Source organism: Allocoleopsis franciscana PCC 7113, assembly GCF_000317515.1.
GTDB classification, from domain to species: Bacteria; Cyanobacteriota; Cyanobacteriia; order Cyanobacteriales; family Coleofasciculaceae; genus Allocoleopsis; species Allocoleopsis franciscana.
Genome location: NC_019738.1, coordinates 6,608,312 through 6,622,511, shown reverse-complemented (window position 1 = coordinate 6,622,511; position 14,200 = coordinate 6,608,312). Strand labels below are relative to the sequence as shown.

Here is a 14,200-nt window from a genome sequence, read left to right as displayed (position 1 = left end):
AACTTTCTCAATAATCTTATCAGAAATCGGTGATCGATTCCATGTAAAAGTCACTCAAAGCACTCTAACCTTGCCAAAACCCTAGTTTGGCAGAAGGCCGATGGAGGCACAGAACCAAGCGTTACTCTGGCTTGCCCTGCTAACCTCACATCGGCCAAACCCTTAAGCTTCCTCCTCGCCTCCCTGGATTTTGAGCAGTAAAAAGCCCAAGCCCAAACCGACCAAAATCAGGGTAAAAGACAATACTGCTGCGTTAAACATCTCACCGCTCATTTTTTTTAATCTCCTAATGGATTGGTAAAGTGTGTGTCAAAGGGTGATCACCCCAAGGGGCAAAGGTATTTACCAAGCGTGTGCGTAGCGCGATCGCCAAGCCGTTGGATCAATATAGAGAGCTTAAACCCTGATCAGTCATCTCTCTCATCCCGCTTGGAACCAGATGCGTTAAAAGGCATCCAGACCCATAGGGTGTATTTTAGAACAGCACGGCAGTCAATAAGAAAGGAAAAGACGTTAGAAATGGTTGTCGTCGCACCGAATTGGGGAATATTTAAAATGAAGACCGAGAAAACTTTCTTTACACAAAAAAACCGCTCACAGCCAGAGTGTCCTCGCTTAGCGGTTACATTAGGAGACCCAGCAGGAATTGGCCCAGAAGTGATCCTCAAGGCATTGGCAGACCCAAAAGTAACGAACAATTGTGAAATTACGGTCATTGGCAGTCCATCGCTTTTGCAAACCACCTACACCCAACTGCGGCAAACCCTGGAAAATCAAGAGGCATTGGTTGATCCAGAACACTTATCGATTGTCGATATTGAGTTAGACAAGTTAATTGAGCATCAAATTACGGCAGGTGTTGGAACGGCGGCGAGTGGTGCGGCAAGTTTTGCCTATTTAGAAAAGGCGATCGCAGGTACTCTTGCAGGTGAGTTTGATGGCATCGTCACCGCCCCGATTGCCAAGTCATTATGGAAGGCCGCAGGACATGATTATCCCGGACAAACTGAAGTTCTGGCAAAGTATGCCGGAGTTGAGCGATTTGGGATGTTATTTGTAGCGCGATCGCCTCACACCGATTGGTTACTTCGCACTCTTCTGGTAACCACACACATTCCCCTTTGTCAAGTCCCAGACACCCTAACGCCGGAATTAATGAGCAAAAAACTGGACTTGCTCGTGGAGTGCTTGCGGGTTGATTTTGGCGTCGAGACACCCCGGATTGCGATTTCTGGCTTAAATCCTCATAGTGGGGAGCAAGGACAATTGGGTCGTGAAGAGCAAGATTGGTTAATTCCTTGGTTAGAACAAGAGCGCCTTTCACGTCCTAAATTACGGCTTGATGGGCCTGTCCCACCTGATACACTTTGGGTCAAGGCTGGGCAAGCGTGGTACGGATCTTCCATCCAAGACCCAACATCTCAAATCCCCAATCTCCCGGATGCCTATCTGGCGCTTTACCATGACCAAGGCTTAATTCCTGTCAAACTTATGGCATTTGACCGAGCGATCAACACCACCATTGGTCTACCCTTTGTGCGGACTTCTCCCGATCACGGTACGGCGTTTGATATTGCAGGTCAAGGTATTGCCAATGCCACAAGTATGAAAGCGGCGATTCAGCTAGCCACTGAACTCGTCAATCAGCGTTTAAGAACCGTTTAGAGAGTTGTCAGTTATGGAGGCTAGCGAGTACGTTATTGAGATTGCTTCAACGACCGGGCGCAGGGAAACTTTAACAGACTCATCGTTGCCCCTACAATATGACGGTGGTTTCTGGGGGATTGCGCCATATAGGCATGTTTCAATCTACTGTGTACTGTGGATAAAATCTCCTGTCATGGACACGTTTACAGATGTTTAGAAAAGCCAAAAAATACAATGAAGATTAAGCCTCTCATTTTTCTGACAATCGCTGTGCTGTTTAGCACTGTGCTCAATAGAGCGGCAACCGCTCGACCTCTAGAGCAATATGAGCAAGAAGTGAATAATCAGCTTCAACACGCCATTAAAACGGCAAAGGATGAGGGCTATCAGCTATCGTTCCCTCCTAATGTGACGAAGTTGGCTCGCAAAGCCGAAGCCCCCAAGACAGTAATGCTCTATCCGAATCGCGAGTATAGTTTCGTCGCGGTGTGCGATCGCAATTGTGATCAGATTCGGCTGGCGATCAAAGACAAGGATGGCAAAAGCATTATGGTTACTCCCACGGCTGATCCTGTTGCTGTCGTCACCTTTAAGCCACCATCTGAGGACAGATATCAGATCACGGTGAGAATGGAAAAATGCTCACTACCGTCTTGTTATATCGGATTGGGAATCTTTGCGAAGCGCTAGACGTGAGCAAGTCGAGCCAGAATAATTGCCCAGTTGTGTAGTAGGCGCTCAAACGTAAGGCATTGCCTCAAAGGGTAAGCACAACAGTTCTAAAAATACAGATTACACAATTTTTCTGCTACCACTCACAATGATTTATAGCTGTCGTCATAAAGGTTAGGACTTTCTTTAACGGACGAGAGCGACCACTTACCAGTAATCAACATCAAAGCTTCTGCCTTCTGCCTTCTGCCTTCTGCCTTCTGCCTTCTGCCTTCTGCCTTCTGCTATACATCCTTGCCAAGGGGCATCTACCAGTTCCTTACAATGAGCCTCGTTAGACGGTCGTCTGAGCTTTGGGATGGAAGTAAGAAAAAAAAACTGCCCCCCAAGCACGGAAGGAGGGCAAATTAGTAGTCCAAAAGCTTCCAACTAACAATGTACTAATCGGTTGTGAAATTTTTGTGAAATAGGCAACGAGAACATCAACAGCATGAGAATTTTTATGAAAAAATGCCCTCCCCGATCTTCCAAAGGTGAGGGCATATAAGCAGTAGTTTTGAGTCTATGAAATGAGTGTGAAGAATTTGTGAAAATTTCATTTTTTAGCAGGATATTCCTAATAATTGCTTATTCGTTCAATAAATCAAGCACTGCTGTTCTTCACAATTAACACTAAAATTCACTAGGCTCAATTTGAATAAGCTATGTTTTGGTTAGACCAAAATTCATTTTATCTCTGTTAGAATTAAATTAAACAGATTGAGAAATATAGGCACTCATAAACCAAGGATTTTGAGAACAACGGTTTTAAGAAATCGGTGAAGGGCAAACTATGCCAAAGTTTCTCTGAAAGCGAATGATTAATCGTGATTAGTAGGAGAGGGAAATCAATGAGTATTGAAACGAAGTCTAACGAAAACCTATTTCCCACGCCACACCACCCTGCAACCGGATTCACCCCAGAAGAGATGCAAGATATTCAGCGCTTTGCTGATCAACATGGCATTCATGGCGCAGCAAGAATCAAGCTGTTTATCTTGCTCAGAGAAATTAGAACAGATCGTGGTGTTCAAAGCCATCCAGGCAACAGGCAAAGCCGTTGAGACTATCTCTCATACTGCCACACCTTGACGTTCTCTAAGAGTATTATTTTGCCCAGTGCTTAGCTCTTTTAACCGCTTCGAGCCAGGTGGGAAAACACCCCTGCGCCTGGGTAACCCCTTCCCCAGGCTGAAAAACACGATCAATTTGACGGCTTGATGTGAGTGCCGTGTAATCTTGCCAAAATCCCACCGCCAAGCCAGCCGCAAAGGCTGCTCCTTGAGCTGAGGCATCCAGTACCTTGGGACGTTCTACAGGAATACCCAAGACATCCGCTTGAAATTGCATTAAGAAGTTATTCTGACAGGCTCCCCCATCTACTTTTAACCGAGCAATTTCGGTACTGGTATCCTGATTCATGGCCTGTACGACTTCTTTGACTTGGTATGCGATCGCCTCTAGTACCGATCGCACTATGTGTTCCCGCTGCACTCCGCCGGTAATGCCAAAGAATGCTCCTCTGGCACTCATATCCCAGTGGGGCGCACCTAATCCACTAAGCGCCGGGACAAAATAAACGCCACCGTTATCTGCCACTCGCTGCGCCATCAGTTCTGTATCCGCCGCCGCTGTAATCAGCTTCATGCCATCTCGCAACCACTGAATACAGGCTCCGGTTGTGAAAATACTACCTTCCAAGGCATAGCCAACTTTGTAATCACGAGAATGAAGAGAATTTTCCCCGGCTACTTCCCTCTCAATTTCTGGCTGTGTCCAAGCGATAGTGGAAAGCAGTTGATTTTGCGATAGCGGCAACTGTTCGCCTGTGTGAGCAATGAGAAAACAGCCCGTCCCGTAGGTACACTTTAACAAACCGGGATGATTGCAACCATGAGCAAATAACGCCGACTGCTGATCACCCAACATCGCGGTAATCGGTATCGCATTTCCCAACAACTCAGGTTGGGTGTAACCGAACAACCCCAAACTTGGCTGAATCTTCGGCATCAGATGCCCTGGAATACCAAAAAGTTTTAACAGCTTGCTATCCCATTGCTGTTCTGCCAGATTCATCAACATCGTGCGGCTGGCATTACTGTGTTCTGTCGCATGAACCTGTCCTCCTGTCAAGTTCCAGAGAATCCAAGTATCAATGGTTCCAGCCAGGACGTTATCGAGGTCAATCGGGGGGTCTTGCTGTCGTTGAATATGCTCTAGTAACCAAGCCAACTTAGTGGCAGAAAAGTAGGCATCGAGGATTAAGCCTGTGCGATCGCTAATTTCAGCCGCATAACCCTGCTCAGCCAACTGATTGCATAGGGGTGCTGTACGCCGATCCTGCCATACAATCGCATTATGTAAGGGTCGTCCTGTAGTTTTGTCCCATAACAAACAGGTTTCTCGCTGCACACTCATCCCGATTGCCGCAACAGCAGAAGCGGCTACCCCCGCCTTCTGCAACGCTGTCTGCATTGCCCACAACGTATCGTCCCAAATGGCTCTAGGGTCATGTTCTAACCAACCGGGTTGCGGGTAATACTGAGTTAGTTCTTTATACGCTTGGCTAACAATTGCGCCTTCAGCATTGAACAGAATCGCCCGATTGCCTGTAGTACCAAGGTCGAGGGCGAGAATATAGGCAGGTGCGCGATCGGTCATAGTTTAGCTGGCGATTGTTAGTACTATATAGTACTGATAGTTTCCACCCGCCATGTTAGACCCTTATCAAAAGTCAGCATCTTTCGGTGGCAGACAGTATTCAAGGATAGTATGGCTGTCATGGCTGGAAGGAACTGACTGCGCGTCTCGTTCTGTACGTCGCATGTGGTCGGCAAGCCGATCGATTAGGGCATTAACCAGATCGGAATGTTCGGTCTTAGCCGCCAAATTTTCGGTCTCGTCTGGATCATTCACCAAATCGTACAGTTGAAGCGATCGCTCTGTGGTAAAGCTATTCAGTGCGTAACCATCTTTTCGCCTGCGTCGTCCAGTAGAGTAGATGAGCTTCCATCGTTCCGTGCGAATCATCGCCTCTGCGTTGTCGGCGTATTCAACGATCACCTGTTCGCGATGTACTTGCGTTGCATCCTGCAAGACTCTCTCAAACGAACGTCCATGAAGATTGTCGGGGATGGGTACATCGCATAAGGAAAAAATAGTCGGGATAATATCAATAAGTTCAACCAAGGCGTTCGACGCTTGCCCTGATACGATGACACCCGGAAAACGCATGAGCAAAGCCACACGCACAGCCCCTTCAAAACAGCAGTGCTTCTCGAAACGTCCATGCTGACCAAGCAGGTAACCGTGATCGCTGGTGAAAATGACGAGGGTGTTGTCGGCATGACCTGATTGGTCGAGAGCCTCCAAAACCAATCCCACGTTCTTGTCCATGAATTCAGTACAGGTATAGTAGGCAGCCTGGATGCCTCGTTTTTCTGGCCTGGTTAGGTTGCGAAAGACGGCAGGAATTTGCTCGAAGTCTTCGGCTGTGAGTTCGGGAACCGTAAATTCACTAGCCGTATGGCGGTTTCGGAATTCAACGGGAAACCAGAAGGGGGAATGGGTTTCATAGAAACTGACGTAGAGAAAAAAGGGTTGCTGAGCCGTACTCTGGAGAAAACGTGCCGCCTCTGAGGCATAGAATGTACCTGCCATATCTGCATCGACGGCTCCATAAGGTTTACAGGCACTGTTGAGCCAAACGGCGGCTGGATCGAGGAAGGGTCGCCAATGACCGAGTACGTCAATTTCGGGCGGAATAGGTTGCCGGCCTTTCTGCTGAATCCATGCCTGATATTCGCTGAGATCGACGCAGGTATCGTATTCATACTTTCGGGGAAAATAGTAGTGGGTTTTGCCAAAGGCCGCCGTTTGATAACCAACCCTTTTTAAGAGAACCGGAAGTGTTACCTCATTTTTAGGTAAGGGTGTTCGGGACAGGGTAACTCCAATGCTGCGGGGATATCTCCCTGTAAAGAAAGCTTGCCTGGAGGGAGTGGAAAGTGGACAAGAACAATAGGCGCGATCAAACCTGATCCCCTGCGATGCTAACCGATCCAGATTAGGAGTGTGAACTTGCTGATTACCGTAGGCACCGCATACATCTGGAGTGAAGTCATCAGCACAAATCCACACAATGTTAATGTTGGGGCGGTTCATAGATCTTCATCCAGTGGGTGATTACGATTACTGCTCAATTTATTTCTGGGAGAACTGAGCTTATGCAATTCTTTTTCAAAGCTTGCTGATACCCCTCACTCCTGGATGGGAACAATAAGTACAATTAGAACCTCTTTGGAGTACACGTCGAGCTATGACATCACAAACCACTGAGTGCAAATATCTAAAAATCGGCTCGATCACAAAAATGTCTCCGGCTCAAGCTGATAAAGCTATCAATTTTGTCAAACGCAGTAACCCCTCTAACTAACTTGCTACCTATTGGGGATTGAATCCTTCATCCGCTGTTGAGATAGCCGTTCCCACTTCAGGAACATAACAGGCTTACTTTCCAGATTGTCTCCCTGCTCCTGCTGGGGGATTTTTTGTAAATTCTGTTTCTGGCTCAAACAAAAAAGGCTTAAGCTTTCATGCCTAAACCTTTTATTGATTGAATCCAGTTAATGAGACTGATTCAGCTTAATTGTTAGTTAGCCCTGCATCGCTTAGCAAGGCAAAGACGGACTCGCTGGGGTGAGAGCCATTGAGCTTAGTAGCGGCGAGAAAAGCTGTTGTTTCCTCGGTTTCCGCCACCACCAAAAGAGCCTCTGTCTTCACGAGGCTTGGCCTTATTAACTTTCAGGTCACGACCCATCCATTCAGCACCATCAAGTGCCTCAATGGCAGCCGTTTCTTCAGCCTCTGCTCCCATTTCCACAAAAGCAAAGCCGCGTACACGACCTGTTTCACGGTCAGTGGGGAGCTGAACCCGCTTGACCGAACCATACTCTGCAAAGACACCATTAAGGTCTTCTTGCGTAACGTCGTAAGACAAGTTGCCTACATAAATTGACATAGACTTTCTCCAAAATCTAGGGTGTGTAGAGATTTAGATTTCGGAGAGAAGCCTGCCAAGACCAAAAGGAAGAAGCCGATTAATACTATCAACAAACACTGCAACCGAATTTATTCTCACTCATTAATGTAGCACGGTCGTGATGAAAATGGTTTCGATGTCATCGGCAAAAAGACTAATTTAGAGGGAATACTGGGGCTATACATTACTGAACAGCTTATGCAGAGAGCGTTACAGCCATAAATAATTTCTTTTTTCAGTTCCTTGTGCCGGATTAGCCTTAGCCTAAGGATGGGCTGACATAATTTTGCCCACCCTTGTACACCTCGAACGAACAATGGCCTTTTGGGTCGGTTAACTGTCGCCTCAACGAACGAGTACCCTTAGCTGTCTGCTGTCATTGGTAGATCCCGAATTAGGGAAACTGAAAGGATTATTGGGATCGAGAGTATCATTAAAAATCACTTCTACCCCATCACCAATGGGGGAGCTTGAGGGAGATTGCCTCAATCTACCCACATTCGTTGTCGTAGGATATTCTCCTCCCTGGGAAGTTCCACTGAAAAAGTTTTGGAAATCGTCGGAGATGGATCGATTTTCCACAGTACGCAGAGATTGACCCGACAGCGTCACTGAATTGTTGTTTGAGCTAGACGGGTTATTAGACTGAGCATGGGCTGTTGAGGCTAAGCCCGTGACGACTGCTGTGGTGCCTAAAATGAGAAGGATTTGACGTATCATGGCAAACTGCTCCCTGTATTTAATTGTTTTTTATTATTGGTTACCGTGGGTTGATATTAATTAAAGCTCGATCTCTATGGCTATATATACCAATCATGTTAGATGGAGCTGAGATGAATACATACTATTTTAACAATATTCTTGCGATCGCTCCTCCCAACTTGGCCTCGCTTCTCTTCTCAAAGGGAGCAATGGGTTTGCATTAAGGAAAGTAAACGTATGGCAAATTACACACCAGGAAAACTCATGGCTTTCCCCGGGTCAATCTGAGTTCGGGAATTACGAATACTTCGCTCGTCAAAACCGAATTGATGAACTCTGTCTTCTGCAATACTCTATATATCAGAAACAGGTATTCAGAACTGTATTCTCTGAAACCACAAAATCAAAACTAAGAGGAAACAGCTATGGCACTGATTCGTTGGGAACCCTTCCGGGAAATTGACAGCCTACAACGGGAAATGAACCGCTTGTTTGATAGTCTTTCACCTACCCCTACCACTAAGGAAAATATGGGGGTTGCCTTTATCCCTCCTGCTGAAATCCAGGAAACTCCAGAAGCGATTCAGCTAAGACTGGAAATTCCTGGCATGGAGGCGAAAGATTTGGATGTACATGTGACGGCTGAAGCCGTATCCATTAGCGGGGAACGCCAATCTGAAATGCACTCTGAAGATAAAGGCGTTACTCGCAGCGAATTCCGCTATGGTCAATTTCGGCGAGTTATTCCATTACCGACTCCCATTCAAAATGACAAAGTTCAAGCTGATTACAAGAATGGTATCTTGAGCTTGATCTTACCAAAAGTTGAAGCCGAAAGGACTAAAGTCGTTAAAGTCAACATCGGTTAATTTTCTCCGGGTTTGGTCTTAACTCATCTAAATTATTAATTTCAGATGAGCTAAGAGGAATATCCAAAAACCCATTCATCTTTATGAGAGACACGGCAAGCCTAATATTTCGCCTTAAGGTCAATATTAGTTATGCCGTGTCCCTTCTGAGAAGGTGGAGTTCAATTCGCCTGTGCCATTAACATTCCCATTAGTCCAATCACAGAAGCATTGTAATCAATTGCATATTCATTGGTCGCGTAAGACCGCTCATCATCGAGATAACTTAAAAGCCCTAAATCTTTTGGTGCAATTCCATCTTCTGCTTTAGCATTAGGACCACCGACCATCAACCCTGGAATCACAATTTTTTTCGCTTGTGCTATCCGGTGATGTACGTTTCGTACAGAGTTAGAGCCTACACCTGTGATAAAGGATTTATTAAAATGATTCCGCCCTAGTAGGTAATCTAACTGGTCAACGGCTGCTCGGAAGTAGTTTTGATTGCCTGTGATTCGGTAGGCATGAAGTAGAGTAATTCCCTCTTCAGCCGCCCTTTTATTAGACGCCCAAATAAAATCTTGATTTGCCAAACGGTAGCCACTCGCCGCTACTTTTTGCATCAAAGAGTCTGCCCGTTGAAGAAGCTTTGTCTTGATTTGTTGTTTTAGATTTTCTGACTCTTTCCGACCTGTTAACATCAGATAGTCAGTCATACCCAAGGTAGAAGGGTCTGTCCATTCATACAAACTATAAGTCCAGGAAGCAATATTTTGAACTAAGTATTGCTCAAAGGCTGAATTACCTGTCGTAATGAATAATTCTGCGGCAGCCCAAAGCCGATCATTCTTATCTGTTTGCAAACGACCTTCAGGAGACTGGTTTAGGTATGCACCCGAACCACTATCATCTCCTTCAACCCAATCTACTTTCGCTGAAGGTTCTCTTTGTAGGAAAGTCCAAGCTTTCTGAGCAGCTTTTAAATAAATTTGAGCTAATTTAGAATCATAGGGGGCATAAATTCTATGAGCCATTGCCATTGCACCAGCTAATTTTGCAGTTTCTGACGTGGAGATGCCATAAACATAGCGGGTTTGTTTATCTTCATGGGGCAGAATTGCTCCTGGCCATTCTTTGCCTGAGAGTTTACGGTAGACAGCGCCATCTTCCCGTTGCATGGTTAGCATCCAATCCAATCCAATCTTGACTTCATCTAGGATGTCGGGACGGCGATTGCCACTTTCAGGAATAGCGAGTTGGCGATCGCTAAATAGTTTGGGATACTGCTCATAAAGGCTTAATAATCGACCCACAGTCACAGCCGTTGGCCCCACATACTTGCCGTAATCCCCAGCATCATGCCAGCCGCCAATCGCAGGTTTGTGCTTCCCGCCTTGATTGAATGCATCCGTATGAGCAATCAGTCCATCGCTGAGGTGGCAGGGGGGATGATTCACGCCACTGGCTGAATCTCGTACACCAACACCGCATCGCTGCAAGTAATAAGAACGGAGGAGTTTACTCAAAGTCTCCCGATAGATGTTTTTCCCAATCTGGAAAGGATAGGACTTAATATTGCCGGATTTTAGGTAATAAGAACCTTCCTTGTTAAATTTGGAAAAATCAATGGTCTGGATGATATCCTGACTGGCTCCATCTTGTTGAGGTGCACTCAATCCAGTTTCAAAAACAGTCCGTTTAGTTCTGTTGCTAACCAGTTGGACTTTGCCAGGTTTGGGAGCGCTCAAATTGATCAATAGAGCTGTCTTAGTAGTATTAGGATAGTAGCCAATTTGATTAATAACAATTTTTGAGGCGGCCGCTTTACTGGGAGTTTGAGCATTACTCTTCGCCGAGAACCCGTATGCGATCGCAAAGACGCAACTTAGCGCAATTACGATAATAAAAATTAACATTTTGCTGATTTTCATTTTGTCTGAAGCTTTTACCTTCAAGCTGACTGGGATCTCAATACTGCTCGGTAGCGTGAGATTTAACACCGGGAGATACCCCCAGAACTCCATAGAACAAGGAACACAAGCAACATCTGGCCTTCGCCCCTTTTGACCGGAGATCATACGAGGAGGAGGGGGAACTAAAGGAGACTACCCAATTGGGAGACTGTCAGAATCTCCAGTCGTCTCCATTCCGCCTAATGTTCCTTTTGTCAAGAGAAAAGTTAGGGGACGTGAATTCAGCATCCAACGCTTGAAAAAAGAGTGTAAAACAATACATTTAATGTGTCTTTACAAAAGTAAAAACACATCAAAATCTATCTACTGATTAAGGCTACTGTTGTCCGGATGGCTTGATAGGTTGCAATCTGCGGCTTAGCTTCCTGGCTGGTTCAAGTTGGGGACAAGGTCAATCTGAAGCACTCTCCTATCCCTGCGATAGTGCTGTCTGCCATTTGAGGAATTTTTTTTCATCAGTAAATATTCGGAATAGTTTTTCATCGCACCTAGAAAATTTTCCGTAATTTACCCGTTTTTGATTCAAAGGGAAGCTTTTTAAGATAACTACAACCACTTCAAAAGGCAGTAGAGAAGAACTATGGGACATCTACAAGAAATTGGAAAAGCTTCAATTGTGACTTTGGGTGCATTGGCTTTCGCCGCATTACCGGGTGGGGCAATTCCCTTTGGATCGAATAAAGTGTATCGGGTTGGGCAGGATGTGATCATCAGTGCTCCTGCAAGCAGCAAGGTTGAAGTCGGCTTAGGCTCCCGTGTACGCAACAAAGCTGTAGTGGCTGGGAGTTGTGGAGAAGTCAAGATTACTTTACCTAAAACTTCTCCTGCAACGGTACAAGTAGGCACGAAAACATTAACGATTGCCAACTTACCCACTCAAAGTTTACCGAGCTGTAAAAATGGGCAATTTGCAGAAGCCCGGACAACTGACTTCAAAACGGCTGAAGGCAAGGTTGTGGTAGTAGGATTTACGCCAAGTCAAAGCGTAGCTGTAGGAATTCCAACGCCTACCACTCGACGAGTTTCCATCAACGCCTGCGGATTCGGGACTATAAAAGGTGCTTCTGGAAGTATTACGGTTAACGGTCAGGACTACAATGTGAGCCAACTTCCCGACGCTGGTGCATCGCCAGTCTGTCGCAAGGGCAGCGCTTATACTCCTTCCTCCTGGTCTCGGTAGCGAGAGAGTAAGAGCTTCAAGCTGTTGCACATTTAACTTGCAACTAAACGAACAGTAGATTTCTTGTGGGATGGGCATCTTGCCCGTCCAAGCTATGCTTACTTAGATGTTGAGCAGTTTACCATAATTGAAGTTCAGCCCACCCTTAATCAGGGTGGGTTCTTTTTTGGCGACCCGTGTGAGTGATACTGAGTTGCTGCTCTTACTAGAATTGAACAAACCACAGAGGCTCAGAGGACGCTGAGGCCAGAGAAAGAGAGAGTTATACATTTGAATGCAACTTGGTATGAGACAGAAGCGATAGGATCTAAGCAGCAAAGCGATTCTAAAGGATCGAGAACTGGCCTTCACGCCTAAATAAGCCATCAGCTTCAGCCGTCACCTTCTTTGTATCCAATGACAATTATCCGCGTGCCCAAATCCTGGGAAATCCCAGAGCGAGACGTTACCCCAGAATCCGCCTATCTCAATCGTCGTCGATTCCTGAAAACCCTGATGAGGGCTGGTATCGGAGCAAGTCTGATGCCAATTCTCGGCTGTGAGAAGGGTGAGGAAGTCAATAGCAAATTAGCCGCAACTCTGGATACCGCCAATTTAGAGGCTAAGCGCAATCCCGCTTTTTCTGAGGTTGACCGCCCGACTACAGACCGAATCCTGGCAGGACAGTATAACAACTACTATGAGTTCGGCATGACCAAATCCATTTGGCAAGCGGCTCAGGCATTACCCACCGAAGACTGGAAAGTTGAGGTGACGGGTTTGGTGAAAAATCCGCGCACTTATGATTTAGATGATTTGCAGAAAGCTTTTCCTATTGAAGAGCGCATCTATCGGTTCCGCTGTGTCGAAGCTTGGTCGATGGTAATTCCCTGGATTGGATTCCCGATGAAGTCGCTGATAGCTGCGGTCGAGCCAACGGATAAAGCGAAGTTTGTCAGGTTTATTTCTTATTACGATTCTAAAATTACAGTTGGCCCTTTCTGGACATTAGGGCAAAAGCTACCCTGGCCTTATACGGAAGGGTTACGTCTGGAAGAAATGGCCAATGATCTGGCGTTTTTTGCCATTGGCAATTATGGTCATTTGTTACCGAAACAGCATGGTTCACCAATTCGAGCGGTGTTGCCTTGGAAGTATGGATTCAAGGGGGCAAAATCAATTGTGAAAGTTGACTTTGTTGAGGCTCAACCTGCAACATTTTGGAATACCATTGATTCTCATGAATATGATTTTGAGGCCAATGTTAATCCCACAAAGCCTCACCCTCGGTGGTCACAGGCGACGGAAAAATTTATCAGCCAAGGACCCGATCTGAAGTGGAAAAAACGCCCAACGCTTCCTTATAACGGTTATGGGGAATATGTGGCGAGTTTGTATTAGAGCTTACTCATCGATACACCCAACCCTGCTCATCCTCACCTTCAGTTTCGGTCGCTCCGGTTAAAAAGGGCGCTAAGAAGGCTCTACACCGATCCAGATTTAGATTGTCTGGTAAAGAATAAGCGGCTTCAGGCTTTGATTGAGGATAGTAAGGGGAGGTGAGGAGCGATCGTTGATAAGTAGGTAAATCAGTTTGGCTATTAGCTTTTTCGATTAAGAACGGCGACTTTTGGCTTTAAACAATTTTCAACAGTGATTTCTTGCCAAAACATAGCAGGAGCATACCTAGCAAGGTGGTCTACATTACCTGTTGCAATTACAACATAATCTTGTTCCTGTTCGGCAAGCATGATAGCTTGAGCAGCCAATATAACGTCTATATCTATATTTTCGTCATGGGCTGTTTGCTGTCCTGTGTTTCGCGCCCACGCCCATAACTGTGCGGCTTTTATAGTTACTCTTTCATTAATGAGCGCTACAGGTAGAGCTTGTTTTGCAATATCCAGTTGCTGAACGCTTTTTAATTTCTTGGCGCGGATTAATTCTCGTCGGGATTCATAGTCTATTATCTGAGGGATAGCAACTTGAATGCCACCTAGCACTAGGCGTTTAACCCAGCTTTTACATTCTAATGGCTCTCTATCGTTAGCTGGGTGGGTTAGTAATCCTAGCGGAGTAGAGTCAAGTAAGACAATTGGCATTCTAAATTGCACTCCCC

The 14,200-nt window shown here is 45.8% G+C and carries 13 protein-coding genes; 6 read left to right on the top strand and 7 right to left on the bottom strand.

The window, feature by feature from the left end; all coding sequences use genetic code 11:
• Positions 1-162 precede the first annotated feature (162 nt).
• Entirely contained in the window at positions 163-273 is a 111-nt protein-coding gene (gene petM, locus MIC7113_RS27240) for a cytochrome b6-f complex subunit PetM (RefSeq protein ID WP_015185421.1), read from the bottom strand.
• A gap of 282 nt (positions 274-555) precedes the next feature.
• On the opposite strand from petM, the gene pdxA reads away from it, so the two are divergent.
• The 3 genes from pdxA (at position 556) to MIC7113_RS27220 (ending at position 3,422) form a co-directional block, all read left to right on the top strand.
• Complete coding sequence (gene pdxA, locus MIC7113_RS27235; protein WP_041781334.1) at positions 556-1,665, top strand: 4-hydroxythreonine-4-phosphate dehydrogenase PdxA; 1,110 nt, start codon at positions 556-558, stop codon at positions 1,663-1,665.
• 216 nt (positions 1,666-1,881) lie between these two features.
• Complete coding sequence (locus MIC7113_RS27230) at positions 1,882-2,337, top strand: hypothetical protein (RefSeq protein WP_015185418.1); 456 nt, start codon at positions 1,882-1,884, stop codon at positions 2,335-2,337.
• Positions 2,338-3,209: 872 nt separating this feature from the next.
• On the top strand, positions 3,210-3,422 hold the full coding sequence (locus tag MIC7113_RS27220) for a hypothetical protein (RefSeq protein ID WP_015185417.1): 213 nt from the start codon (positions 3,210-3,212) through the stop codon (positions 3,420-3,422).
• Between the two features lie 43 nt (positions 3,423-3,465).
• Here the strand turns inward: MIC7113_RS27220 and glpK are convergent, their stop codons facing one another.
• The 4 genes from glpK to MIC7113_RS27200 form a co-directional block, all read right to left on the bottom strand.
• On the bottom strand, positions 3,466-5,019 hold the full coding sequence (gene glpK / locus MIC7113_RS27215; RefSeq protein ID WP_015185416.1) for a glycerol kinase GlpK: 1,554 nt from the start codon (positions 5,017-5,019) through the stop codon (positions 3,466-3,468).
• Between the two features lie 66 nt (positions 5,020-5,085).
• Complete coding sequence (locus MIC7113_RS27210; RefSeq protein ID WP_015185415.1) at positions 5,086-6,522, bottom strand: sulfatase family protein; 1,437 nt, start codon at positions 6,520-6,522, stop codon at positions 5,086-5,088.
• A gap of 550 nt (positions 6,523-7,072) precedes the next feature.
• On the bottom strand, positions 7,073-7,378 hold the full coding sequence (locus MIC7113_RS27205) for an RNA recognition motif domain-containing protein (RefSeq protein ID WP_015185414.1): 306 nt from the start codon (positions 7,376-7,378) through the stop codon (positions 7,073-7,075).
• A 366-nt stretch (positions 7,379-7,744) separates the two neighbouring features.
• Entirely contained in the window at positions 7,745-8,119 is a 375-nt protein-coding gene (locus MIC7113_RS27200; protein ID WP_015185413.1) for a hypothetical protein, read from the bottom strand.
• A 407-nt stretch (positions 8,120-8,526) separates the two neighbouring features.
• Here MIC7113_RS27200 and MIC7113_RS27195 point away from each other — a divergent pair, with 407 nt between their 5' ends.
• A complete protein-coding gene (locus tag MIC7113_RS27195; protein WP_015185412.1) occupies positions 8,527-8,970 on the top strand; it encodes an Hsp20/alpha crystallin family protein in 444 nt (147 codons plus the stop codon).
• Between the two features lie 161 nt (positions 8,971-9,131).
• On the opposite strand, the gene MIC7113_RS27190 is transcribed toward MIC7113_RS27195, so the two are convergent.
• Positions 9,132-10,880, bottom strand: coding sequence for a glycoside hydrolase family 9 protein (locus MIC7113_RS27190; protein WP_041780244.1), 1,749 nt, complete (start codon positions 10,878-10,880; stop codon positions 9,132-9,134).
• Between the two features lie 622 nt (positions 10,881-11,502).
• Here MIC7113_RS27190 and MIC7113_RS27185 point away from each other — a divergent pair.
• Together MIC7113_RS27185 and msrP are read left to right on the top strand one after the other, a co-directional pair.
• A complete protein-coding gene (locus MIC7113_RS27185) occupies positions 11,503-12,102 on the top strand; it encodes a hypothetical protein (RefSeq protein WP_015185410.1) in 600 nt (199 codons plus the stop codon).
• Between the two features lie 396 nt (positions 12,103-12,498).
• Complete coding sequence (gene msrP, locus MIC7113_RS27175; protein ID WP_015185409.1) at positions 12,499-13,482, top strand: protein-methionine-sulfoxide reductase catalytic subunit MsrP; 984 nt, start codon at positions 12,499-12,501, stop codon at positions 13,480-13,482.
• Between the two features lie 200 nt (positions 13,483-13,682).
• Here msrP and MIC7113_RS27170 read toward each other — a convergent pair whose 3' ends face one another.
• The gene (locus MIC7113_RS27170) at positions 13,683-14,183 is read right to left on the bottom strand and encodes a hypothetical protein (protein ID WP_015185408.1); all 501 of its coding nucleotides are present in this window, start codon (positions 14,181-14,183) and stop codon (positions 13,683-13,685) included.
• Positions 14,184-14,200: the final 17 nt, after the last annotated feature.